The following is a 22882-nucleotide window of genomic DNA, read 5'->3' on the forward strand; positions in this document are numbered from 1 at the left end:
CCCTGCGGCACCCGGACGCAGGAGCACGACGACGGACACGCACAGCACGACCGACAGGAGGGAGGCGCCGTGACCGGCCAGGACTGGCTCGAGAAGGACTTCTACGCCGTGCTCGGCGTCCCCAAGGACGCCGACGCCGCCACCATCAAGAAGGCGTACCGCAAGCTCGCACGCCAGCTGCACCCCGACCAGAACCCGGGCGATGCGGCCGCGGAGGCGCGCTTCAAGGACATCGGCGAGGCGTACGCGGTCCTCTCGGACGCCGAGCAGCGCCAGCAGTACGACCAGCTGCGCGCCATGGCCGGCGGCGCCCGCTTCACCGCGGGCGGCCGCGGCGGCGGCACGGCCGGGTTCGAGGACGTCTTCGGCGGCATGTTCGGCGGTGCCAACGGGCCCGGCGGTCGCACGCGCTACGCGACGGGCGGTGCGGGCGGGGCCGGGTTCGAGGACATCCTCGGCGGGCTGTTCGGTGGGGGTGGCGGGTTCGCGCGCGGCCCGCAGCCGGGCGCCGACCTGACGGCGACGACGACGCTGCCGTTCCGCACCGCCGTCGAGGGCTCGACCATCTCGCTGAACGTCGAGGGTCGCACCGTCAACGCCCGCATCCCCGCGGGCGTGCGCGACGGCCAGAAGATCCGGCTGCGCGGCAAGGGCCGCCCCGGCGACCCCGGTGCCCCGGCAGGTGACCTCGTCATCACCGTGCAGGTCGAGCCGCACCCGGTGTTCACGCTCGACGGCATCAACCTGCGGGTGACGGTCCCGGTCGCGTTCGACGAGGCCGCGCTCGGCGCGACCGTCGAGGTCCCGGCGCTCGACGGCTCGTCGGTGCGCGTCAAGGTGCCCGCCGGCACGCCGTCGGGGCGCGTCCTGCGCGTCAAGGGCAAGGGTGTCGTGACGCCCAAGGGCACCGGCGACCTGCTCGTCACCGTGCAGGTCGTCGTCCCGCAGCGGCTGTCCGCCGCCGCGAAGGAGGCCGTGCAGGCCTTCGGCATCGCGACGTCGGGCGAGGACGTGCGCGCCGACCTCATGGCGCAGGCGCGGCGCTGAGCCGGCCGGCACGGCGTCGTACGGGCAGGAGCTCCAGGAGGCGACCAGGACGGGAGGGCTGATGGACGAGGACGCGAAGGTCTACGTGATCTCGGTCGCCGCGCAGCTCGCGGGGATGCACCCGCAGACGCTGCGCCAGTACGACCGCCTCGGCCTGGTCCGCCCTGCCCGCACGCGCGGCCGCGGCCGCCGCTACTCCATGCGGGACATCCACGTGCTGCGCGAGGTGCAGCGCCTGTCCCACGAGGACGGCGTGAACCTCGCGGGCATCAAGCGCATCCTCGAGCTCGAGGAGGAGGTCCGGGCGATGCGCCGGCAGGTCGAGTTCCTGCGCACGCTCGTCGACCCGCGCCGTCGCGTGTTCCGCGCCGACCCCACGGGCAACGTCGTCGCCGACCGCCTCTCGCCCTTGGCGGACGCCCCGCGCCCCCGCCCCCGCTGGGTCCCCCGCCAGCTGACGTCGGGCCCCACCCGCCGCGAATGACCGCCCCTCCTCCGGCGACCTCCCGCCCCACGCGCCCACCCCGACCGCCCGGTGAGTGTGGCAGGTGGGGGAGCGGCCTGGGCCGGACGGGTGACAGGGAGCGGGAGCGGTTGTCCGATTCGGACAATCCGGACGACGATGGCGGGACCACCGCGGATGCGGCACCGGGCTCCCGCGCGGTCGTCGCCTGACGAAGGGGTTCCGCCCGTGACCGACGCCACCGCACGCTCCCCGCTGGCCTCGCACGACATCGCGATCGACCGCGAGCGCGTGCGCCGCCGGCGCGTGGTGCGGCTGTGCCTCGTCGTGCTCGCGGCGGAGGCGTACGTCGTGTGGGCGGCGATCACGGGCCGCCCGCTGGTCGTCATGCCGGACGTCGACCCGCTGATCATCGCGCCCGTGCTGTTCTTCGTCGCGCTCATCGCGCTCCTGCTGGGCACGCAGGTGGGTGCCGGGCGCTCGCCGCACGTGACCTTCCGTCCCGAGCAGGTCGACGTGACGCTCGGGGACGTCGTGGGCATCGACCCGATCGTCGACGACGTGCGCCGCTCCATCGACCTGTTCCAGACGCACCGCCGGTTCGCGGACAAGATGGGTGGCACGCCGCGCCGCGGCATCCTCTTCGAGGGCCCCCCGGGCACGGGCAAGACGCTCACGGCCAAGGCGATGGCTGCGGAGGCGGGCGTGCCGTTCCTTTTCGTGTCGGCGACGAGCTTCCAGTCGATGTACTACGGCGCGACGGCCCGCAAGATCCGCTCCTACTTCAAGGCGCTGCGCACGGCCGCCCGCACGGAGGGGGGTGCGATCGGGTTCATCGAGGAGATCGACGCGATCGCGCTGCGCCGCGGCGGGATGCTGGGCGCCGCCACCGCCGCGTTCGTGGGGCTGCCGTCGCCGGCGGCGATGCTCGCGGGCGAGGGTGCCGGCGTCGTCCGCAACGCGATGATCTCCGAGGGCACGGGTGGTGTGGTCAACGAGCTGCTGGTGCAGATGCAGTCGTTCGACGAGCCCGTCGGGGGCGACCGCCTCTACAACCGCCTCGTCGCGGCGATCAACCTGCTGCTGCCCGCGCACCGCCAGATCGCGCAGCGCCGCCCGACGCGCGCGCCGATCCTCCTCATCGCCGCGACCAACCGCGCGGACCACCTCGACCCGGCGCTCCTGCGCCCGGGCCGCTTCGACCGGCGGCTCACGTTCAACCCGCCGGACGCGCACGGACGGCGTGCCCTCGTCGACCACTTCCTCGCGCGGCGGTCCCACCACCCCGAGCTCGACGAGCCTGCCGTCCGTGACCGGGTGGCCGCCGCGACGAGCGGGTGGACGCCGGTGATGGTCGAGCACCTGCTCGACGAGGCGCTGGTGAACGCGCTGCGGCGCGGGGACGACGCGATGCGGTTCATCGACGTCGAGCAGGCGCGGATCACCGAGCTCGTGGGGCTGGGACACCCGGTGACCTACACGCAGACGGAACGTTCCCTCATCGCGACGCACGAGGCGGGGCACGCGGTGACGGCGTGGCTCGTCGCGCCGAACCGCACGCTCGAGGTGCTGACGATCGTCAAGCGCGGGTCGGCGCTGGGCCTGCTGGCGCACGGCGACTGCGAGGAGGTCTACACGCGCACGAGCTACGACCTGCGGGCGCTGGTGCAGATCGCGATGGGCGGCTGGGTGGCCGAGGAGCTGTTCTTCGGCCAGACGACGACGGGCCCGGCGTCCGACCTCGCGGCGGCGACGCGCACGGCGGCGCAGATGGTCGGTGCGGCCGGCATGACGGGGTCGTTGGTGTCGTTCGCGGCGACCGACCGGGACCTGGTGTCCGCGGTGATCGGCGACTCCGCGGCCCGTGCACAGCTCGAGGACGTGCTCGATGCGGCGCGGGCCACGGTCCGCCGGCTGCTGGCGAGCAACCGGGACCTCGTGGAGGCGCTGCGCGACGCCCTGCTGGAGCGTCACGAGCTGGTGGGTGAGGAGATCACGGCCGTGCTCGAGAAGGCGGTCGCGACGCGACCTGACGGTGTGCGTCCGGTGGTGCAGGGCGAGCACCTGAGGATCGCCTGAGCAGCGGTCGCTCGCGAGGGCGATGTAAGGTCCACAACGGGCCGTTGGTCCTGACGCCGGCGTCCGCATCGTGAGACCATGGCGGAGCCGGAGACCCCGGCACCGCCCGTCCCCTCGCACTCACAAGGAGCGCCTCTCGTGTCCGCCGTGACCTGGCACCGTCGTCCGACGTCTGCCGCCGCCCCCCTTCCCCTGCGCACGCGTCTGCGCCACCTCAACGAGACCATCCGCTGGGCGCCCGCCCCCTACTTCGAGGGCACCGCCCGCCAGCGGGCGCGCTACGTCGGCTACCTCGCCGCCTCGATGCTCGCCTGGACGGTCCTCGGTCTCGTCGTCGTCGCGGCACTCGGCCGCGCGCTCACGTCCTTCTGACGACAGGTGCCGGGTGCGCGACGGCGCGCACCCGGCACCCCGTCCGTCCGCCGGCCGAGCACCCCGGGAGGAGTCCCCGACCCGCGGCGAGCTCCGGGCCCGGGCGCCCTCGTCCCGCAGGGGGCGGGGTGAGAGCGTCGCCCGTTCGGCTGGTCGTCCGGCGTGCCGCGATGAGACGCGCCGACGTGCCGACGTGATGAACCGGACATCCCGCCCGAACGCCCTGTGGACGACCGTGGGGACGACCGCTCGCACCCTGTGCACACCGGTGTGGGCGGCTACGGCGTGTCGTGTGGCGCCCCCGCGTCCGTGCACGTCAGAGGGTGGTGCCGGTGTCCACAGGTGGTGCGCCGGCCGGCCCACAGGGTGAAGAACGACACGGCTGTAACACAACACCTAGTGGCGACTTGCGTTGTCAGACCCCAGGTGTAGTGTCTGTGCAGACGGCTCGCCCCGAACTACACGGATGTCACGCGGACCCCCGGGACCCTTCCCGAGGACCACGCGGGACCCCTGGCCCCCGGGTGACGCGGCCGTCACGGACCACGGACGAACCACGAGCTCGGGGGAGCGACATGACCATCACGGTGTACAGCAAGCCGGCCTGCGTGCAGTGCACTGCGACGTACCGCGCCCTCGACAAGCTCGGCCACGAGTACACGGTGGTCGACATCTCGGAGGACGCCGACGCGCGTGACTACGTCATGTCGCTCGGGCACCTCCAGGCGCCGGTCGTCGTGGTCGGCGGGGAGCACTGGTCGGGCTACCGCCCCGACCGCATCAAGGCGCTCGCGGACAAGCTGGCGACGCAGGTCGCCTGACTCGGCGGGCCGCACGGCCCGCCCTCCGCACGCCCCGGGTCGGCGCTCGGCGCAGCCGCGCCGGCCCGGCGGGCACTCGAGAACAGGTCGGCCGGCGCCCTCGGGTGCCGGTCGACCTGCACCCGGAGGTCGACGGTCCTCGGCGCGCCCGAGGCGAGTCGGCACCCGGTGGAGGTGGACAGGTCGGCGGAGTGCGAGGAGGGAGCGGACGGTGGCACAGCTCGTCTACTTCTCGTCGACCTCCGACAACACCCACCGCTTCGTGCAGAAGCTCGGCCTGCCGGCGCATCGCATCCCGCTGCGCCCGGCGGACGGGTTCCTCCACGTCACCGAGCCGTACGTGCTCCTCGTCCCCACCTACGGCGGGGGCAACGAGGGCGGAGCGGTGCCGCGCCAGGTCGTGAAGTTCCTCAACGACGAGGGCAACCGGGCGCTCATCCGCGGCGTCATCGCGGCCGGCAACACCAACTTCGGAGAGGCGTACTGCATCGCCGGCGACATCATCGCCGCCAAGTGCAAGGTCCCGTACCTGTACGCCTTCGAGCTCATGGGAACCAGTGAGGACGTCACCCGCGTCCGCGAGGGATGGGGAAGATTTTGGCAGCGACAGTCGCAGATACCCGCGTAGAGCTGACGGGGCTGGACTACCACGCCCTCAACGCGATGCTCAACCTGTACGACGCGGACGGGAAGATCCAGTTCGACGCCGACCGCCAGGCTGCGCGCGAGTACTTCCTGCAGCACGTCAACCAGAACACGGTCTTCTTCCACGACCTGGACGAGAAGCTCGACTACCTGGTCGAGAACAAGTACTACGACCCGGCGGTGCTCGCGCAGTACGACCGTGCGTTCATCAAGTCGCTGTTCCAGTACGCGTACTCGAAGAAGTTCCGCTTCCAGACGTTCCTCGGCGCCTTCAAGTACTACACCTCGTACACGCTGAAGACGTTCGACGGCAAGCGGTACCTCGAGCGCTTCGAGGACCGGGTCTGCATGGTGGCGCTCGCGCTGGCCGAGGGCGACCAGGACTTCGCGATGAACCTCGTCGACGAGATCGTCTCGGGGCGCTTCCAGCCGGCGACGCCGACGTTCCTCAACCTCGGCAAGGCGCAGCGCGGCGAGCCCGTGTCCTGCTTCCTGCTGCGCATCGAGGACAACATGGAGTCCATCGCGCGCGGCATCAACTCCGCCCTGCAGCTGTCGAAGCGCGGCGGCGGCGTGGCGCTGCTGCTGTCGAACATCCGCGAGCACGGCGCCCCGATCAAGCACATCGAGAACCAGTCGTCCGGCGTCATCCCCGTCATGAAGCTGCTCGAGGACTCGTTCTCGTACGCCAACCAGCTCGGTGCCCGCCAGGGCGCCGGTGCCGTGTACCTGCACGCGCACCACCCGGACATCTACCGCTTCCTCGACACCAAGCGCGAGAACGCGGACGAGAAGATCCGCATCAAGACCCTCTCGCTGGGCGTCGTCATCCCGGACATCACGTTCGAGCTGGCGAAGAAGAACGAGCCCATGTACCTCTTCTCGCCGTACGACGTCGAGCGCGTGTACGGCGTGCCGTTCGCCGACGTGAACGTCACCGAGAAGTACTACGAGATGGTCGACGACAAGCGGATCCGCAAGACCAAGATCAACGCGCGCGAGTTCTTCCAGACCCTCGCCGAGATCCAGTTCGAGTCCGGCTACCCGTACGTCATGTTCGAGGACACGGTGAACCGCGCCAACCCGATCGAGGGCAAGATCACGCACTCGAACCTGTGCTCGGAGATCCTGCAGGTCTCGACGCCGTCGACCTTCAACGAGGACCTCTCGTACGACCACGTCGGCCGCGACATCTCCTGCAACCTCGGCTCGATGAACATCGCGCTGTCGATGGACTCCCCGGACCTGGGCAAGACCGTCGAGACCGCGATCCGTGCGCTGACGGCCGTCTCCGACCAGACGAACATCGAGTCGGTGCCGTCGATCAAGAGGGCCAACGCCGGCGGGCACGCCATCGGCCTCGGGCAGATGAACCTGCACGGCTACCTGGCGCGCGAGCGGATCTTCTACGGCTCCGACGAGGGCCTGGACTTCACGAACATCTACTTCTACACGGTCGCGTACCACGCGATCCGTGCGTCGAACCTGCTCGCGCAGGAGCGCAAGGCGTCGTTCTTCGGCTTCGAGAGGTCGGCGTACGCGACGGGTGAGTACTTCACCAAGTACGTCGAGAAGGAGTGGAAGCCGCGCACGGCGCGGGTCCAGGCGCTGTTCGACGAGGCCGGGGTGCACATCCCGACGCAGGACGACTGGCGCGAGCTGGCAGAGCTGGTGCGGGTCCACGGCCTGTACAACCAGAACCTGCAGGCGGTGCCGCCGACGGGCTCGATCTCCTACATCAACCACTCGACGAGCTCGATCCACCCGATCGCGTCGAAGATCGAGATCCGCAAGGAGGGCAAGATCGGGCGCGTCTACTACCCGGCGCCCTTCATGACGAACGACAACCTGGAGTACTACCAGGACGCGTACGAGATCGGCTTCGAGAAGGTCATCGACACGTACGCCGAGGCGACGCAGCACGTCGACCAGGGCCTGTCGCTCACCCTCTTCTTCAAGGACACCGCCACGACCCGCGACCTCAACAAGGCGCAGATCTACGCGTGGAAGAAGGGCATCAAGACCATCTACTACATCCGCCTGCGGCAGATGGCGCTGCAGGGGACTGAGGTGGAAAATTGCGTCAGCTGCATGCTGTGACGATTGTTCGGCGATGATCCAGCAACCTGCCGAGTCGGACGCCGTGGGCTATGTCTCCGGCGTCCGGCTCGCCTCGTCGAGCGAGTACCGCTACATCGGACTGACCGAGATGACCGTGCGGCGGCGCCTGATGCGGCACAAGGGCGAGGCACGTGCCGGGCGGAAGACGCCGTTCTACGACTGGCTGCGTCGCGAGATCGATGCGGATGTCGTGATCGATGTCCTCGAGGAGATCCGTACGTCACGGGACGACCTCGGCGATGCCGAAGTGAGGTGGATCGCCGAACGACGCGCTGCCGGCGACCGCCTCCTCAACCTCACCGACGGTGGACTTGGCCCCCAGGGCGTCGTCTGGACCGCTGAGCAGCGGGAGGCAGCTCGGCTGCGATCCACTGGTCGCCGTGGTGTGTCACGGTTCGGCGAGGAGAACCCGTTCTTCGGACGGGAGCACTCGCCGGAGCAGCGCGCGCGGTGGTCGGAGCAGCGTCGAGGTCAGAACGCGGGGTCGGCCAACCCGAACTTCGGACGGTTCGGCGAGGATCATCCGGCGTACGGGCGCTTCATGACCGACGATCAGCGGCGTCAGCTCTCGCAGGCGCGCATGGGTGAGCTCAACCCGAACTTCGGGAAGTCGGCGAGCGCCGAGACGCGCGCGAAGATGTCAGCTGCACGCAAGGGGCGTCCGATGCCGTCGAGCAAGCGCAGCGCGCACACGCGGTATCACACCAACCAGGGGCGGACGAGCCCCACCTGCATGTACTGCCAGCAGGATGCGATGGCGGTCGCGGAGAGAGAAGAGAGACCATGACCCCCACGGGCAAGCTGAAGCTCGTCGACCGCGTGTCGGCGATCAACTGGAACCGGCTGCAGGACGAGAAGGACCTGGAGGTCTGGGACCGCCTGGTCGGCAACTTCTGGCTGCCGGAGAAGGTGCCGGTCTCCAACGACATCCAGTCCTGGGCGACCCTCACCGAGGCCGAGAAGACGATGACGACCCGCGTCTTCACGGGCCTGACGCTGCTGGACACCATCCAGGGCACGGTCGGCGCGGTCAGCCTCATCCCCGACGCGCTGACCCCGCACGAGGAGGCCGTCTACACGAACATCGCGTTCATGGAGTCGGTGCACGCCAAGTCGTACTCCTCGATCTTCTCCACGCTGATCTCCACCAAGGAGATCGACGAGGCCTTCCGCTGGTCGGAGGAGAACCCGAACCTGCAGCGCAAGGCCGAGATCGTCCTCGACTACTACCGCGGTGACGACCCGCTCAAGCGCAAGGTCGCCTCGACGATGCTCGAGTCGTTCCTCTTCTACTCGGGCTTCTACGCGCCCATGTACTGGGCGTCGCGCGCCAAGCTCACCAACACGGCCGACCTCATCCGCCTCATCATCCGCGACGAGGCGGTACACGGCTACTACATCGGCTACAAGTTCCAGAAGGGCCTGGAGCGGGTGTCCGAGGCCGAGCGCGCCGAGCTCAAGGACTACACGTTCAACCTGCTCTTCGAGCTGTACGACAACGAGGTGGAGTACACGCAGGACCTCTACGACGAGCTCGGCCTGACCGAGGACGTCAAGAAGTTCCTGCGCTACAACGCCAACAAGGCCCTGATGAACCTGGGCTACGAGGCGCTGTTCCCGCGCGACGAGACGGACGTCAACCCGGCGATCCTCGCCGCGCTGAGCCCCAACGCCGACGAGAACCACGACTTCTTCTCCGGGTCGGGCTCGTCGTACGTCATCGGCAAGGCCGTCAACACCGAGGACGACGACTGGGACTTCTGATCCCGCCGCACGCGACGTGAGTGGTTGCCGTCGACACGCGACGGCAATCACTCATGTCGTGCCGAGTCCCGCACCAGGGACCTTCGGCCCATGACGAGCAGATGGCACGCGACGAGCCTGGGATGAGCGGGAGCGGCGCGCGCCTGCGTGCCGTGGCCCCGCGGCGAGGGGGAGCCATGACCAGCTACGAGCAGCAGATCACGGATCGGGTCGCACTCCTGCGTGGCCAGCTCGACGACCCGGCGGTCGGGCAGGCACCGGAAGATGCCGTGCGGGCGGCCCGGACCACGGCGGCCGTCATCGACCGTGAGGTGAGTCGGCTGGTGACCCGCGCGCGAGGCCAGCTCCCGCTCTGGCCGTGGAACACCCTCCCGGACCGGGCGTGGCCACGGCTTCACGACTGGGAGGAGTCCAACGAGAAGGTCCTCCCGCTGCCCGTCGTCGAGGACGATGTGGAACGCCACCTCGAGCGGGAGCCGGACCGTCGGGTCCAGGCGGCACTCCGGAAGAAGCTCGACAAGGCCTCCCGCCTGCCCGAGCCCGAGCGGAGACAGCCGCTCCTCAACGTGCTCGACCGGCTGCACGAGCGCTCCGAGCACCGGCATGTCGCGGCCCGGTCTTGGGCTCGCGGCGCGCTCGTCATGAGCGGTGCCGTCATCATCACGGCAAGCGCCCTCCTCGCGCTGGCCGTGCCGTTGCTCCCCGGCGACGACGCACGGTGGGTCACGGCTACCGTCCTCGCCCTCGGGATGGTCGGGGCACTCGTCAGCGGGTACCGCACGTTGTACCTTCGCCGCGACCCGGTCCCGGAGTCCTACTGGTTCGACCCCGCCCCGACGCTCATGGTTCTGAGGACCGCAATGGGCTTGCTCGCGGGCTACACCGCTGCGCTCCTCGTCGCGGTGGGCGTGGTGAACCTTGCCGGCTCCGCCACGGTCGGTGTGCTTCCACTCGCAGCAGCCGCACTCGTCGGCGGCTTCGCGCAGGAGCGGCTCGCACGTCATCTCGACCGTCAAGGTGCGAAGTTCTTCCCGGCCCCATGAGCGCCGCACTCCGCCCTACGTCCGGCCCTCCCCGGATCGGAGAGCCCGGCTGGGCGCGGTCGTTCTCGCGCTCGTCAGCCCAGCGCATCTGAATGCCGCGCTGCGCGTGCGGCACGTCATTCGCGCGTGCTTGATGCGTCGAGGTCGTCGGGAGCCGTCGCGCGCTGACGGGCGGTGCCGCGGGCCGCAGGTGTGGAGCGTCGTGGTCGCCAGGCTGGCGCGACGCTTCACACCCGTCGGTCCGCTCAGGGAGCCGGGTGATCGTCCTGGAGCATCACCGGTGACGCGTGGATGCACATCATGCGCAGGTCGCCGTCGCCGGTGTTGGTGAAGGCGTGCCAGGTGTCGGGCGGCACGACCGTGGTGTCACCTGCGTGGGCCACCACGTCCTCGTCGCCGATGCGGATCGTCGCCTCGCCCTCGAGCACCGACCACGTCTCGGTGTACGGGTGCCGGTGCAGCGCGGGGCCCTCGCCGGGGTTGCTGATCACGAGGAAGAAGCTCACCCCCGACCCGTGGTCCTTCCCCTCGAACCGCAGGGTGCGGCCACCGGGCAGCCGCAGCTGCTCGGCGGGGATGACGACCGGTCCGGCTCCCTGGTGAGGCTCTGTCACGTCGTTCCCTCTCGTGTCGGTGCGTGCGGCGGCAGGGATCACCCACCGCCCTCCGAGCAGTCGCTGCCGCTGTAGCAGACGGGGCCCAGGTTCGCCGGGCGCGGCTCGGGCTCCCGCTCCCACCGGTCGTTCGGGACCGGGAACAGGGCGACGACGACCACGCCCGCCAGCGTCAGCACCAACGCCAGCACGCTCAGCCCGAGCCGCCCGCGCGCGATCGCCGCCGCGGTGCCGGCCAGGAGCAGCGTGAGGCAGGCGGTGGCCGTCACGACGTACCGCGTGGCCTGATCCGGCGTCGCCACCTCGACGTCACCGAAGAAGACGAAGTAGGTGGCCAGGTACTGGAAGAACAGCAGGACGGCCAGCAGGCTGCCCACGGTCAGGCACAGGCCCGCGACGAGGCGCGGGACCCGCCCTCGGCGCTGCAGGCGCGTGGCGCCCGGCGGGCGCTCGAGCGACGGGGAGCTCTCACCGTTCAACGTGTCCGTCATGGCGGCCTCCGGAAGTGGTCACCCGAGTCTGGCACGGTGACGGGCCCAGGCCGCCCGGTGAGCGCCCGGCGCGAGCGGCGGCTCCAGCGGGGCGTACCGGCGTAGCCTCGGGGCGAGTCCGGTTCGTCCGACGTCGAGGAGTCACTCATGGCACCCGCACTGCCCGCGCTCGTCAGCCCCGAGCTGCTGCGCACCACGCTCGAGGCGTCGACCGCCTCCGTCGTCGTGCTCGACGCGACCACGGCCCTCGCCATGCACGGCGACCTCGAGCCGTACACGGCCGAGCCGCTGCGCGACGCCTACCTCGAGGGGCACGTGCCGGGGGCGGGATTCGTCGACGTCACGCACGAGCTGTCGGACACGGCCGCGGAGCAGCTGTTCACCCTCCCCGCGCCCGAGGCCCTGGCCGCGGCGTTCGGGGCGGTCGGCGTCGGGGACGACACGCACGTCGTCGTCTACGACAACGTGGGCAACGCGTGGGCGACCCGCGTGTGGTGGCTGCTGCGGTGGCTGGGCCACGACGCGGTGTCGGTGCTCGACGGCGGGCTCGGCGCGTGGCGGGCGGCGGGGCTGCCGGTCGCGACGGGCGGTGAGGACGACGCGGCGCTGCGGGCGACCCCGCGCACGCTGACCCCGCACGTGCGCCCGGAGCTGCTGGCGACGACGTCGCAGGTGGCCGAGCTGTCGGCCGGCGCGACGCCGGGTGTGCTGGTCAACGCGCTCGACCCCGAGACGTTCCGCGGCGAGCAGTCGGTGTGCCCGTACCCGCGCCGCGGCCGCATCCCCGGCAGCGTGAACCTGCCGCTGTTCGAGCTGCTCGACCCGGAGACCGGGCGCCTGCTGCCCGTCGCGAGCCTGCGCGACCGGCTTCAGGCCGGCGGTGTGCTGGGGGCCGAGCGGGCCGTCACCTACTGCGGCGGCGGCATCGCCGCGACCGTGCCGGCGTTCGCGGCGTTCGTCGTCGACGGCACCGAGGTCGCCGTATACGACGGCTCCCTCTCCGAGTGGACCTCGGACGAGGCGCGCCCGGTCGAGGTCGGCTGACGGCCGGCGCACCACCGTCGACCAAGGACTTCTGCCGCTGCTGAGATCCCGGGAGCGGCAGAAGTCCTTGCTCGTCGCCCTCAGCGCTGCCGGCTCCACTGCATCGTGGCCGCCGACGTGCACGTGCGCTGCTCCAGCGGGGCGCTGTCGGCCGTCGACGCGTTGACGACGCCCACGCACCGGCCGCTGCTCCGGTTCACCAGCTGCTCGTAGCCGTCACCCGTCGACCGCCACTGGAACTGCTGGTTGGCGTTGCTGTGGCACGTGTACTGGATGAGCCGCGCGCCGTCGGCGGTGGACGCACCGCTGACGTCGAGGCACTTGCCGCTGTGGACGGAGCGCACGGTGCCGTAGCCGCCGCCGGCGTCCACCACCTGCCAGCGCTGCCACGGCTGGCCGTTGCTCGCGTACTGGCCGACCACCGCGAGATCGTCGCGGTTGGGCCACTGCACGTCCATCACCTTGCCGCTCGCGCGGTTGACGATCCGCACCTCGCCGGACGGCGGGGTGGTCGGTGACGGCGTCGGGGTCGGCGACGACGACGGCGTGGGCGTCGGTGTCGGCGTCGCACCCCCGTCGCGCGTGAACTGCCAGCTCCCGACGTTGAACAGCTCACCGCTGCCGCCCGCGAACCGCAGCACCAGGTCACGCGTGCCCGTCGCACCCGAGACCGGGCACGTCACCGTCGTCCACGCCTGCCACCCGCCCGTGCCCGGCACGGTGCACGTGCCGACCACCGGCCCGGAGGCGCTGTCGAGCCGGACCTCGATGCGCCCGCCGCTCGTTGCTGACGCGACGCGTGCCGAGAACGCCGCCGCCCCCGACCCGAACGCGACGCCCTTCACCCGCACCCAGTCGCCGTTCGAGATGAACGCGAGGTTCAGGCCGCCCTCGGTGGCGGCCTCGGTCTCGACGCCGCTCGCCCAGGCCGTCGTCTCGGCCTGCTGCGTGACGTACGGGTCGAGCGGCTCGACCTGCGCCGGCCCCGCGGTCGTCATGTTCATCCGGGGGATGGACCCGTCCGCGCCGTAGGCGAACTGCTCGACCGCCACCGACCGCGTGAACCCGCCCCCGCCCGGCAACGCGCCGGAGTGGTAGAAGAAGTATGACCTGCCGCGGTAGTCGATCACGCCGGGGTGGTTGGTGAAGCTGGTGCCCTGCGCAGGCATGACGACGCCGCGGTACGTCCACGGGCCGGTCGGCCCGGGCGCCGTCGAGTAGCCGATGAACTCGCTGCAGCACGCGCCGGCGAACACGTTGTAGTACGTGGCGCCCCGCTTGTAGACCCACGGTCCCTCCTCGTAGAGGGTGGGCCGGTTGGCGACGTTGCCCGGGCGGGACCCGTAGCCCGCGGTCGTCAGCTGGATCCGGGTGGGGCTGCCGGCCAGCGACACCATGTCCCGGTTGAGCCGGGCGACCCACAGGTTCGGGTTGCCGTAGTACAGGTACGCCTGGCCGTCGTCGTCGATCATCACGCTCGGGTCGATCTCCGCGTTGTCGACCAGCGGGCGGCCGATCGCGTCGCGGAACGGCCCCGTCGGGCTGTCGGACACCCCGACACCGATGGCCTGCCCGCCGCCGCGCTTGACGACGGGCACGTAGAAGAAGAACTTCCCGTCCCGCTCGACGACCTGCCCGGCCCAGGCGTCGGCCTGCGCCCAGGAGAACGTCGCCAGGCTCATGGGGGAGCCGTGGTCGGTCCAGTTCGCCATGTCGGTCGTCGAGAAGACGCGCCAGTCGCGCATCGTGAACCACGTCGAGCCGTCCTCGTCGTGCGTCGTGTAGACGTACAGGCGGCCGTCGTGGACGAGCGGCGCGGGGTCGGCCGTGTAGATCGTCTGGACGATCGGGTTGTCGGCCTGCGCCGGGACGGCGAGGGCGACGGGCACGAGCAGGGCCGCGGCCGCCAGCGCGGCCACCCGCCACCGGCGGTTCACCGACGGCTCCAGACCTGGTTCGCCGAACCCGTGCAGTGCCACAGCAGCACGCCCGTGCCGTTGGCCGTGAGGTTGCGGTCCACGTCGAGGCACAGGCCCGACGCGACGCCGCGGATCGTGCCGTTCGACTGCGTGGTCCACTGCTGGTTGGTGCCGCCGTGGCAGTCGTACAGCTGGACGGCGGTGCCGGCGGACGCGCCGTTCGGGGCGTCGAGGCACCGGCCGAGCACGCGCAGCGTGGCGCCGTCGGCGGCCCAGCGCTGGTTGTCGCGCCCGTGGCAGTCCCAGATCACGGGCCGGGTGCCGTTGGTCGTCGCGCTGTTCGGCGCGTCGAGGCACCGCCCGGAGGCGGCGCTGACCAGCGCGAACGACGATCCCGGGGGCGTCGTCGGCGTGGGAGTCGGCGACGTGGTCGGCGTCGGTCCCGGGTTGCTGCCCGGCGTGACGCGGTACAGCGCCACCCCGTGCGCCGGGACGGTCGTCGTGATGCGGTCCGACGTCTGGCCCGTCGCGCCGCTCCACACCTCGCGGTACGACGCGGTGCCGCCCGGCAGCCCGGCCTCGGCGAGGGTCGCCGAGATGCTGCGCGCGCTGTTGCCGCGGTTGAGCAGCGCGACCGCCGCGGACCCGTCGGCCAGGGGCTTGGCCCAGACCTCGGCGTCGCCGTCGTCCCGCACCCGGTCGGCCTGACGCACGAGCGGGTCCTGGTCGATCGCCAGCACGTCACGGTTGGTGAGGACCGAGCGCACGTCGGCGCTCATGTTCCGGACGTCGTTGCCCATGATGAGGGGCGCCGAGAGCATCGCCCACATGCTCATGTGCGCGCGGTTCTCGGTGGGCGACAGGGTGCCGCGCACGCCCACCATGAGCATGTCGGGGTCGTTGTACTGCCCGGGCCGCGTCCACTCGCGCATCGGCTCGATGACGTCGAGCGCCTCGGTGATGCCGACGAAGCACCACTGGTCGGACGGCGGGCAGCCCGTCGACCAGGCGTCCTTGAGGTCCTCCGACGTGCGCCACATGTCGGCGAACGCGCCCCACCCGGAGTACCGCGGGGCCGTGTTGTCGTGGGCGCTGTTGGGGTTGATCGAGTAGACGATCGGCCGGCCGGTGGCCTTCAGGGCGTCGCCGAACCGCTTGAACAGGTCGACCTGCTCCTGGATGCTGCCGCGCGGGTCGCACCAGTCGTGCTTGACGTAGTCGACGCCCCACGACGCGAAGAGCTGCGCGTCGCGCGTCTCGTTGCCGTTGGACGACGTGCCCGGGCGGTTGTTGAAGTACTGGTCGCAGGTCTTCTCCCGCGGCGCGTGGTACAGCCCGAACTTCAGGCCCTTGGAGTGGATGTAGTCGCCGAGGGCCTTCATGCCGGACGGGAAGCGCGACGTGTGGGGCCGCAGGTTGCCGTCCGGGCCGCGGGTGTCCTGCATCCAGCAGTCGTCGACGACGACGTACTGGTAGCCCGCGGCCGCCAGGCCCGTGCTCACCATCGCGTCGGCGGTCTGCCGGATCATCTGCTCGTTGATGTTGCAGTAGAAGGTGTTCCAGGAGTTCCAGCCCAGCGGGGGCAGGGGCGCGGGCTCGTCGACGGTGGGGGCGGGTGCCGCGGCGGCGGGCGCGACGGGGGACGCGAGCGCGGGGGAGGCGAGCAGCAGGAGCGCGAGCGCGAGCGCGTGCAGCCTGCCGTGTGGACGGGTGCGGGACACGGAGGTCTCCTCGGCGGACGTGGCCCGAGCGGGCCGGGTCGACCCCCCGGGCGGCGGTGCCCGGCGGGTGTCACGACCGCGGTGCGTCGGGGGCTGCGCCGGGTGCCCGACGTCGTCGTCGGGTGGGTGCACTGCTCCGCGGCCGTGAACGTTCACAACGTGCAGCTCGAGGCTCGTCCCGCGCGCGCGGCCCCGTCCAGTGCCGAAACCTTTCGCGGCCGTCCGCAGATCGCTGAACAAGGCCTTCCGCCGCTGATGACGGCGCGGTAGCGGCAGAAGGCCTTGCCCGGCGCAGCAGTCAGGTGAGGATGATCAGTTGCGCGGTCGCGCGGGTCATGGCCACGTAGCGGTCGACCGTCGCCGCGACGCCGTCGCCCCACGTGCCGGGCGCGACCAGCACGACGAGGTCGAACTCCAGGCCCTTCGCGAGCGTCGGCGTCAGCACGCGCACGCGGTCGCGGGAGGCCACGTCGACGTCCCCGATCACGCACGCCACGCCCCCGTGCGCCGCGAGCCAGACGTCGAGCACGTCCTCGAGCTCCGCGACGCCACCGTGCCGCACCGGGACGCCGGTCGAGCGGATCGACGTCGGCACGTTCGCGTCCGGCACCGCCGCGCGGATCACCGGCTCGGCAGCCGCCATCACCTCGGCCGGCGTGCGGTAGTTGACGGTGAGCGTCGCGACCTCGACGTCCCGCAGCCCGACGCGCTCGAGCCGCTCGGGCCACGACTCCGCGAACCCCGCGCGCGCCTGCGCGCGGTCCCCGACGACCGTGAACGACCGCGACGGGCACCGCGCCAGCAGCATCTGCCACTGCGCGTCGGTGAGCTCCTGCGCCTCGTCGACGACGACGTGCGCGAACGGCCCCGCGAGCCGGTCGGGCGCGGGGCGCGGGACGGCGTCGTGGTCGACGAGCGCGTCGCGCAGGTCGCTCTGGACGAGCGCCTTCATGACGCCGAGCTCGGAGTCGTCCGTCGCCGCGAGGTAGTCGACGACGTCCGCCATGTACGCGCGGTCGGCCTCCTCCGCGGCCGCCCGCTCGCGCTCGCGCCGCGGCGCCTCGGGATCCCCGACACGTCGCCGGGCGGCGTCCAGGAGTGGCAGGTCGGCGTCCGTCCACGCGTGGGCGTCGTCGCGCTGCAGCGCGCGCACGTCGTCCGGCGTCAGCCACGGCGCGCACAGCCGCAGGTACGCCGGCACGGACCACAGGTCGGCGACCACGTCCGGCCCGTCGAGCAGCGGCCAGTGCCGCCCGAACGTGCGCGTCAGGCCGCGGTCGCGCAGCAGCGCCCGGCGCAGCTCACCGGCGGGGACGTCCCCGCCGACCCGCTCGGCCACCGTCTCGACGAGCGCCTCCCACACCTCGTCGCGCGCCTCGTCGTGCGGCGTCCCGGGCTCCGCCGCGGCGAACGCGGCGGCCCAGTCGGCGGCCGTCAGCACGACGTCGTCCCACGGCGTCTCCACGACGACGTCGTGCACCGGCGGGCGCTCGGAGAACGCGACCGCGGGCTCGACCGCCCGCACCATCGCCGCCGTCGACTTCAGCGCGGCCACGTGCGGGTCGGGCTCGGGCCGCGCGTCGGCGCCCTCGGGGACGAGGTCGCGCAACGTGCACGTCACGACGCCCTCCTCGCCGAGCGCCGGCAGCACGTCGGCCACGTAGTCGAGGTAGGGGCGGTGCGGACCCACGACGAGCACGCCGCCGCGCCGCCCGAGGTGCGGGTCCGCGTGCAGCAGGTACGCCGCGCGGTGCAGCGCGACGACCGTCTTGCCCGTGCCGGGGCCGCCGTCGACGACGTGCGCGCCCCGCCACGGCGCACGGATCGCCGCGTCCTGGTCGGCCGCGATCGTCGTCAGCACGTCGCGCATGCGCGCCGAGCGGTCCGCACCCAGGCTCGTGAGGAACGCCGACTGGTCGTCGGGGGCCACGCCGTCGACCCCCGCGCCGGGCGTGAGCACCTCGTCCCAGTAGTCCACGACGCGCCCGCCGGCCCACCGGTACCGGCGTCGGCTCACGAGCCCCATCGGCTGCGCGAGCGTCGCGGCGAAGAACGGCTCGGCGGCCGGCGAGCGCCAGTCCGCGAGCAGGCGTGTGCCGTCGGGGGCGGTCAGCCCCGTGCGGCCGACGTACACGCGCCGCCCCGCGGTGTCGACCGTGCGCCCCAGGCACAGGTCGAGCCCGAACCGCCGCAGCAGCCGCAGCCGGGCGGTCAGGCGGTGCACCTCCTGGTCCCGCTCGACGGCCCGCGTCCCGCCACCCGCGGGGGCGCGTCGCGCGGCGGCCAGCCGCTCGGTGAGGTCGTCCAGCTGTGCCCGCAGCGCGTGGGTGACGGCGTCGAGGTGGGCCTCGTCGTCGGCGACGAGCGCCGGGTCGGCCTTCGCCCCACGCGCGTCGGGAAGGGCGAAGGTGCTGGTCACGGGCAGGCTCACGACGGCGCTCCGGGGGTCCTCGTCGGGTCCGTGCCCACCCGGGCGCGGCTGACGACCGACGATCCTGCGCCCGGACGGGGGCCTTGCCGCAAGCCCCCCGGTGCTCTATACGTTGAAGAGGGACGACGGGCCGAGCGCGCGGTCGTGCCGGTGAGCGTCGTCCGGGAGCGGCGGAAGGCCGTGCTCGGCGGTCACGGGCGGGGCGCGCTGCCGCCGAAGCCCGTCCAGCGCAGGTCCGGGGGCAGGTGGCCCATGTCGTTGAGGACGACGAGGGTCGGCGGCACGCCGTCGCGGTGCTCGATCACGGTCAGGGCCGCGTTGCCGCTGTTCAGACCCAGCCAGCGGGCGTCGGGCGCGTCCAGCGCGTGCCGCACCAGCCACGCGACCTGGAACCCGTGCGTGACGAGCACCTCGTGCGTCTCGACGGGCGCGGGCGTCGTGAAGCGGGCGACCAGCGCGTCCGCCAGCGCCCGGCCCGCGGCCGCCTCGGCCGCGTCGTAGCCGTCGAAGAAGCCACGCAGCGGCGCGGGGATCTCGCCGGGTTCCGGGACGTGCGGGACGTGGTCGACGAGCTCGTCGGCCGGCGCGACCGGCACGCCCGGCAGGTGAGCGGCGATCACGTGCGCGCTCGCGACCGCGCGCGGCAGCGGCGAGTGCCACAGCGCGTTGACGGGCAGGCCGGCGAGCCGCGCGCCCAGCAGCTCGCACTGCCGGCGGCCGGTCGGGGTCAGCTCGCCGAACGCGTCGGCGTCGCCGTGACGGACGAGGTACAGGTGGCGGGTCGGCACGGCGCTCCTCAGGGGTGGGGCACGACGGTGCCGGCGGCGCCGTCGAGCGTGACCAGGGCTCCGTCGCGCAGGCGACGGGTCGCGTCGGTGACGCCGAGGACGGCCGGCACACCGCGCTCGCGGGCGACGATCGCGGCGTGCGAGAGCAGCCCGCCGGTCTCGGTGACGACGCCCGCGACGACGCCCAGCAGCGGCGTCCACGACGGGTCGGTCCACGGGCAGACCAGCACGTCACCGGGCCGCACACGCGCGAAGTCGGCAGGGCCGCGCACGACGCGCACCGGACCGGTCGCGGTGCCGCGGCTGCCCGGGGTGCCGACGAGGGGGCCGACGAGGGTGGCGGGCGACGGCCTCGCGGCGGCGGCGCCCCCGGTGCGGCCTGCGGCCGGCGGCCGGGGCGGTGCCGCCGTCACGGGACGGGCCTGCAGCACCCACGGCACGCCGCCCGCGAGCGCCCACTCCACGTCCTGCGCCCGGCCGAGCGCGTCGGCGGCCCGCCGTGCCAGTGCGGCGATCCGGCGCACGTCGTCCTCGTCCAGGGTGCGGCGCGCGCGGTCCGCGGTCGGGACGTCGCGAACGACCGTCTCCGCGCCGGAGCGGTCGACGCGCGTGCGCTTGTCGGCGACGACGCAGGTCACGGTGCCGTCGGCCGCGAGCCGGTAGGCGTCGGGCGTCACGGTGCCGCCGACGACCCCGACCCCGAGCCCCCACGCGGCGTCGACGAGCACGTCCTCGCCGGGGTCGTCCGGCGTGAACGCGACGCCGGCGACGTCGGCGTCGACGAGCCGTTGCACGAGGACGGCCATCGCGGGCTCGTCGGGCGACCGGGCCGCCTCCCGGTAGGCCCGCGCGCGGGGGGACCACAGGGACGCGCGGCAGGCGCGCACCGCGTCGAGGACCGCGTCGGCGCCCCGGACCGCCAGGACGGTCTCGTGCTGCCCGGCCCCCGACGCGTCGGCCCCGTCCTCGCCGCGCGCGGACGACCGGACGGCGACCGGGCCGCCGCCGAGGTGCGCCAGCGCGGCGCGCAGGTCGTCGCGGAGCGTCGCGTCGGTGTCGCGCGCGAACGGCACGACGACCCCCGCGGGCACCGGCAGCCCGGCGCGCAGGAGCGTGGCGAGGTGCGCGGCCTTGGCGCCGCAGGTCGACGCGACGGCGTCCGGGAGCGGGACGAGCACCGGCTCCTCCTCAACAGATCGTTGACAACGTTCCGTTGACTCTGCACTATCGACGCGTGGACAGCAAGGACCAGGTCGCCCGCGCCGACCAGGCGCAGGCACGCCGCGAGGCCGACGCCCGCACGCACCTGCTCGGCCTCGGCGCCGACACCCTCCCCGACCGGCCGTGGCGCCCGGCCCCCGTGCCGCCGTCGGCGGTCGACCTCGTGCAGTACGCGGTGCACCGCTCGGGGGACCTCGCACCCGACGACGTCCTGCAGGCGCTCGCCCTGCTGCCGGCGGCGCGCGCCGAGGTCGACGGGCTCGAGGACGGCCTGCTGTTCGTCGCGCGCAGCGCGGGCCTGACGTGGGCGCAGATCGCGCAGGCCATGGGCTTCCGGTCGCCGCAGGCCTGCCAGCAGCACTGGGCGAGGCTGAGCGCCCGCCGAGGCGCGGACGCATGACGACCGAGCTGCTCGTGCTGCACGCGGTGCGGATCCTGGGGTTCGCGGACGACGCGGCCGTCGCCCGGCGCTTCGCGCTCGACCCCGCGACGACCGGCGAGCTGTTGCTCGACGCGCAGGCGTCCGGGCTGGTCGACCGCGCGCAGTTCGCGGACCTCGCGGGCTGGTCCCTCACCGCGCGCGGCCGCGCCCGCGGTGAGGCGCTGCTCGCCGACGAGCTCGACCGCGCCGGTGCGCGCGCGACCGTCCGCGACGTCCACCGTGCGTTCCTGCCCCTCAACGCCCGTCTGCGCCAGGCGTGCACCGACTGGCAGCTGCGGCCCGTGCCCACGGACGCGCTCGCCGCCAACGACCACACCGACGCCGCGTGGGACGTCCGCGTGCTCGACGACCTGGCCGCCGTCGAGTTGGGCCTCGCCCCGCTCGCGGCCCGGCTCGCCGACGTGCTGCCCCGCTTCGCGGGCTACGACGACCGGTTCGCGGCCGCCCGGCGCCGCGCCGCCGCCGGCGACGGGCGCTGGGTCGACGCCACCGACGTCGACTCGTGCCACCGCGTCTGGTTCGAGCTCCACGAGGACCTCGTCGCCACGCTCGGCCTCGACCGCCGCACCGAGACCTGATCCGGGCCACTCCGTCACCGGCCGCCCTCTCACCGGAGGTGGGGCTGGATCGACGTCTCGCGCCCACGGGGGAGTGGGGGTGGGGTGGGGCGGGCTGGATCGACGTCTCGCGCCCCCATTGGTCGCGAGCCGTCGATCCGGCCCCGGCGTGGGAGAGCACTGCCGTCAGGCCGTCAGGCCGTCAGGCCGTCAGGGCGTCAGGGCGTCAGGTGCGGTCGTCCGCGGGCTCGGTCCGCTCCGCGTCGGCCCCCGGGTCGACGGTGGGCGCGGCCGCAGGCGCACCGCCGGTCGGCAGGGATGCGGGCGGGGGAGCGGCGTCGGACGCCTCGATGGTGACGGCCGGCTCGTCGCCGCCCTCACCGTCGGCGCCCTCGTCCTGCGGCTGGTCGGCCGGCCCGCCCGGCACCACCACGGACGTCTCCGGCTCGGGGTGCCGACGCCCCTGCACGACGATCAGCGTCACGCCCGCGGCGACGGCAGCCAGCGCACCCCAGACGTTCGCGGGCAGGCCGAGCGGCGTGACGCTCGTCGGGTCGATGCGCAGCATCTCGAGCCACACGCGTGCGGCGCCGTACCAGACGAGGTACACGCCGAACGCGCGGCCCCAGCGCAGCGCGAACCGCCGCTCGAGCCACAGGATCACCGCGATGCCGAGGAGGTTCCAGAGCATCTCGTAGAGGAACAGCGGGTGGAACAGCGTGTCCGGCGGCAGGTCCGGCGGGAACGCGCCGTTGTCCGGGGGGATCTCGAGGCCCCACGGCAGGGTCGTCGGGGCGCCGTACAGCTCGTGGTTGAACCAGTTGCCCAGCCGGCCGATCGCCTGCGCGAGGAGCATCGCGGGCGCGAGCGCGTCGGCGAACGACCACAGCCGGACGCCGGCCCGTCGGCACGCGATGGCGGCGCCGACCGTGCCGCCGATCAGCGAGCCGAGGATGGCGATGCCGCCCTCCCACACGTACAGCACCTCGACGAGGTTCTTGCCCGGCCCGACGTAGTCGGACCAGTGCGTCAGCACGTGGTAGATCCGCGCGCCGACGATCCCGAACGGCACGGCCCACAGGGCGATGTCCTCCACGACCCCGGGCGGCCCGCCGCGGGCGGTCAGCCGGCGGCTCGTCAGCCAGATGGCGGCCGCGATGCCCGTGAGCAGGCACAACGCGTAGGTGTGGATGGTCAGGGGGCCGAGGGAGAAGCCGGACCATGCCAGGTCGGGGCTGGGGATGCCGAGGTGCACGCCTCAGCATCCCCTGTCCCGGGGGGTCGTCGCACCCGTCCCCG

General features: G+C 72.8%; 21 protein-coding genes. 13 read left to right on the forward strand and 8 right to left on the reverse strand.

What is annotated here, in order from left to right:
- Nucleotides 1–69 precede the first annotated feature (69 nt).
- The 10 genes from CFLA_RS02225 to CFLA_RS02270 all read left to right on the forward strand — a co-directional run bounded on the left by CFLA_RS02225 (nt 70) and on the right by CFLA_RS02270 (nt 10355).
- Nucleotides 70–1047, forward strand: a complete 978-nt coding sequence (locus CFLA_RS02225; RefSeq protein WP_013115691.1) for a DnaJ C-terminal domain-containing protein — start codon at nt 70–72, stop codon at nt 1045–1047.
- 61 nt (nt 1048–1108) lie between these two features.
- Nucleotides 1109–1531 (forward strand): heat shock protein transcriptional repressor HspR, encoded by a 423-nt coding sequence (locus CFLA_RS02230; protein ID WP_013115692.1) that lies wholly within the window; start codon nt 1109–1111, stop codon nt 1529–1531.
- A gap of 207 nt (nt 1532–1738) precedes the next feature.
- Entirely contained in the window at nt 1739–3589 is a 1851-nt protein-coding gene (locus tag CFLA_RS02235; RefSeq protein WP_013115693.1) for an AAA family ATPase, read from the forward strand.
- A gap of 138 nt (nt 3590–3727) precedes the next feature.
- Nucleotides 3728–3961, forward strand: coding sequence for a hypothetical protein (locus tag CFLA_RS02240; protein ID WP_013115694.1), 234 nt, complete (start codon nt 3728–3730; stop codon nt 3959–3961).
- A 575-nt stretch (nt 3962–4536) separates the two neighbouring features.
- Nucleotides 4537–4782 carry a glutaredoxin-like protein NrdH gene (nrdH, locus tag CFLA_RS02245; RefSeq protein WP_013115695.1) on the forward strand — a complete coding sequence of 82 codons (246 nt, stop codon included), beginning with the start codon at nt 4537–4539 and terminating at the stop codon, nt 4780–4782.
- A 211-nt stretch (nt 4783–4993) separates the two neighbouring features.
- A complete protein-coding gene (gene nrdI / locus CFLA_RS02250; RefSeq protein ID WP_013115696.1) occupies nt 4994–5410 on the forward strand; it encodes a class Ib ribonucleoside-diphosphate reductase assembly flavoprotein NrdI in 417 nt (138 codons plus the stop codon).
- Nucleotides 5368–7527 (forward strand): class 1b ribonucleoside-diphosphate reductase subunit alpha, encoded by a 2160-nt coding sequence (gene nrdE, locus CFLA_RS02255; protein ID WP_013115697.1) that lies wholly within the window; start codon nt 5368–5370, stop codon nt 7525–7527. Before nrdI ends, nrdE begins: the two co-directional genes overlap by 43 nt.
- A gap of 13 nt (nt 7528–7540) precedes the next feature.
- Complete coding sequence (locus CFLA_RS02260; RefSeq protein ID WP_013115698.1) at nt 7541–8335, forward strand: NUMOD3 domain-containing DNA-binding protein; 795 nt, start codon at nt 7541–7543, stop codon at nt 8333–8335.
- The gene (nrdF, locus tag CFLA_RS02265; RefSeq protein WP_013115699.1) at nt 8332–9312 is read left to right on the forward strand and encodes a class 1b ribonucleoside-diphosphate reductase subunit beta; all 981 of its coding nucleotides are present in this window, start codon (nt 8332–8334) and stop codon (nt 9310–9312) included. Before CFLA_RS02260 ends, nrdF begins: the two co-directional genes overlap by 4 nt.
- A gap of 176 nt (nt 9313–9488) precedes the next feature.
- Nucleotides 9489–10355 carry a hypothetical protein gene (locus tag CFLA_RS02270; RefSeq protein ID WP_013115700.1) on the forward strand — a complete coding sequence of 289 codons (867 nt, stop codon included), beginning with the start codon at nt 9489–9491 and terminating at the stop codon, nt 10353–10355.
- 245 nt (nt 10356–10600) lie between these two features.
- Here the strand turns inward: CFLA_RS02270 and CFLA_RS02275 are convergent, their stop codons facing one another.
- On the reverse strand, nt 10601–10969 hold the full coding sequence (locus CFLA_RS02275; protein WP_043598715.1) for a cupin domain-containing protein: 369 nt from the start codon (nt 10967–10969) through the stop codon (nt 10601–10603).
- 38 nt (nt 10970–11007) lie between these two features.
- Complete coding sequence (locus CFLA_RS02280) at nt 11008–11460, reverse strand: DUF6234 family protein (protein ID WP_013115702.1); 453 nt, start codon at nt 11458–11460, stop codon at nt 11008–11010.
- A gap of 147 nt (nt 11461–11607) precedes the next feature.
- Here CFLA_RS02280 and CFLA_RS02285 point away from each other — a divergent pair, with 147 nt between their 5' ends.
- On the forward strand, nt 11608–12504 hold the full coding sequence (locus CFLA_RS02285) for a sulfurtransferase (protein WP_013115703.1): 897 nt from the start codon (nt 11608–11610) through the stop codon (nt 12502–12504).
- Nucleotides 12505–12584: 80 nt separating this feature from the next.
- On the opposite strand, the gene CFLA_RS02290 is transcribed toward CFLA_RS02285, so the two are convergent.
- From CFLA_RS02290 to CFLA_RS02310, 5 genes are all read right to left on the reverse strand, one after another.
- On the reverse strand, nt 12585–14483 hold the full coding sequence (locus CFLA_RS02290) for a family 43 glycosylhydrolase (protein ID WP_222836773.1): 1899 nt from the start codon (nt 14481–14483) through the stop codon (nt 12585–12587).
- Nucleotides 14438–16144, reverse strand: a complete 1707-nt coding sequence (locus tag CFLA_RS02295) for a glycoside hydrolase family 27 protein (protein WP_013115705.1) — start codon at nt 16142–16144, stop codon at nt 14438–14440. The genes CFLA_RS02290 and CFLA_RS02295 overlap by 46 nt, the downstream gene beginning before the upstream one ends.
- A gap of 298 nt (nt 16145–16442) precedes the next feature.
- Entirely contained in the window at nt 16443–18575 is a 2133-nt protein-coding gene (gene helR, locus CFLA_RS02300) for an RNA polymerase recycling motor ATPase HelR (RefSeq protein ID WP_013115706.1), read from the reverse strand.
- A gap of 191 nt (nt 18576–18766) precedes the next feature.
- The gene (locus CFLA_RS02305) at nt 18767–19363 is read right to left on the reverse strand and encodes a histidine phosphatase family protein (RefSeq protein ID WP_013115707.1); all 597 of its coding nucleotides are present in this window, start codon (nt 19361–19363) and stop codon (nt 18767–18769) included.
- Nucleotides 19364–19371: 8 nt separating this feature from the next.
- Nucleotides 19372–20541 (reverse strand): PEP/pyruvate-binding domain-containing protein, encoded by a 1170-nt coding sequence (locus tag CFLA_RS02310; protein WP_013115708.1) that lies wholly within the window; start codon nt 20539–20541, stop codon nt 19372–19374.
- A gap of 56 nt (nt 20542–20597) precedes the next feature.
- Between CFLA_RS02310 and CFLA_RS02315 the strand changes: the two genes are divergently transcribed.
- Nucleotides 20598–20984 carry an SANT/Myb-like DNA-binding domain-containing protein gene (locus CFLA_RS02315; protein WP_013115709.1) on the forward strand — a complete coding sequence of 129 codons (387 nt, stop codon included), beginning with the start codon at nt 20598–20600 and terminating at the stop codon, nt 20982–20984.
- Nucleotides 20981–21604: a hypothetical protein gene (locus CFLA_RS02320; protein WP_013115710.1), complete on the forward strand. Its 624-nt coding sequence runs from the start codon at nt 20981–20983 to the stop codon at nt 21602–21604. The genes CFLA_RS02315 and CFLA_RS02320 overlap by 4 nt, the downstream gene beginning before the upstream one ends.
- Before the next feature lie 205 nt (nt 21605–21809).
- On the opposite strand, the gene lgt is transcribed toward CFLA_RS02320, so the two are convergent.
- Nucleotides 21810–22838 carry a prolipoprotein diacylglyceryl transferase gene (lgt, locus tag CFLA_RS02325; RefSeq protein ID WP_013115711.1) on the reverse strand — a complete coding sequence of 343 codons (1029 nt, stop codon included), beginning with the start codon at nt 22836–22838 and terminating at the stop codon, nt 21810–21812.
- Between the last annotated feature and the right edge of the window lie 44 nt (nt 22839–22882).

Origin of the sequence: Cellulomonas flavigena DSM 20109 (assembly GCF_000092865.1) — a bacterium.
GTDB classification, from domain to species: Bacteria; Actinomycetota; Actinomycetes; order Actinomycetales; family Cellulomonadaceae; genus Cellulomonas; species Cellulomonas flavigena.

Bases quoted from the DNA above. Each gene is read 5' to 3' on its own strand.
- CFLA_RS02230 (WP_013115692.1), top strand. From the start codon at position 1,109: ATGGACGAGGACGCGAAGGTCTACGTGATCTCGGTCGCCGCGCAGCTC.
- nrdH (WP_013115695.1), top strand. From the start codon at position 4,537: ATGACCATCACGGTGTACAGCAAGCCGGCCTGCGTGCAGTGCACTGCG.
- nrdE (WP_013115697.1), top strand. From the start codon at position 5,368: ATGGGGAAGATTTTGGCAGCGACAGTCGCAGATACCCGCGTAGAGCTG.
- CFLA_RS02260 (WP_013115698.1), top strand. From the start codon at position 7,541: ATGATCCAGCAACCTGCCGAGTCGGACGCCGTGGGCTATGTCTCCGGC.
- nrdF (WP_013115699.1), top strand. From the start codon at position 8,332: ATGACCCCCACGGGCAAGCTGAAGCTCGTCGACCGCGTGTCGGCGATC.
- CFLA_RS02270 (WP_013115700.1), top strand. From the start codon at position 9,489: ATGACCAGCTACGAGCAGCAGATCACGGATCGGGTCGCACTCCTGCGT.
- CFLA_RS02280 (WP_013115702.1), bottom strand. From the start codon at position 11,460: ATGACGGACACGTTGAACGGTGAGAGCTCCCCGTCGCTCGAGCGCCCG.
- CFLA_RS02285 (WP_013115703.1), top strand. From the start codon at position 11,608: ATGGCACCCGCACTGCCCGCGCTCGTCAGCCCCGAGCTGCTGCGCACC.
- CFLA_RS02320 (WP_013115710.1), top strand. From the start codon at position 20,981: ATGACGACCGAGCTGCTCGTGCTGCACGCGGTGCGGATCCTGGGGTTC.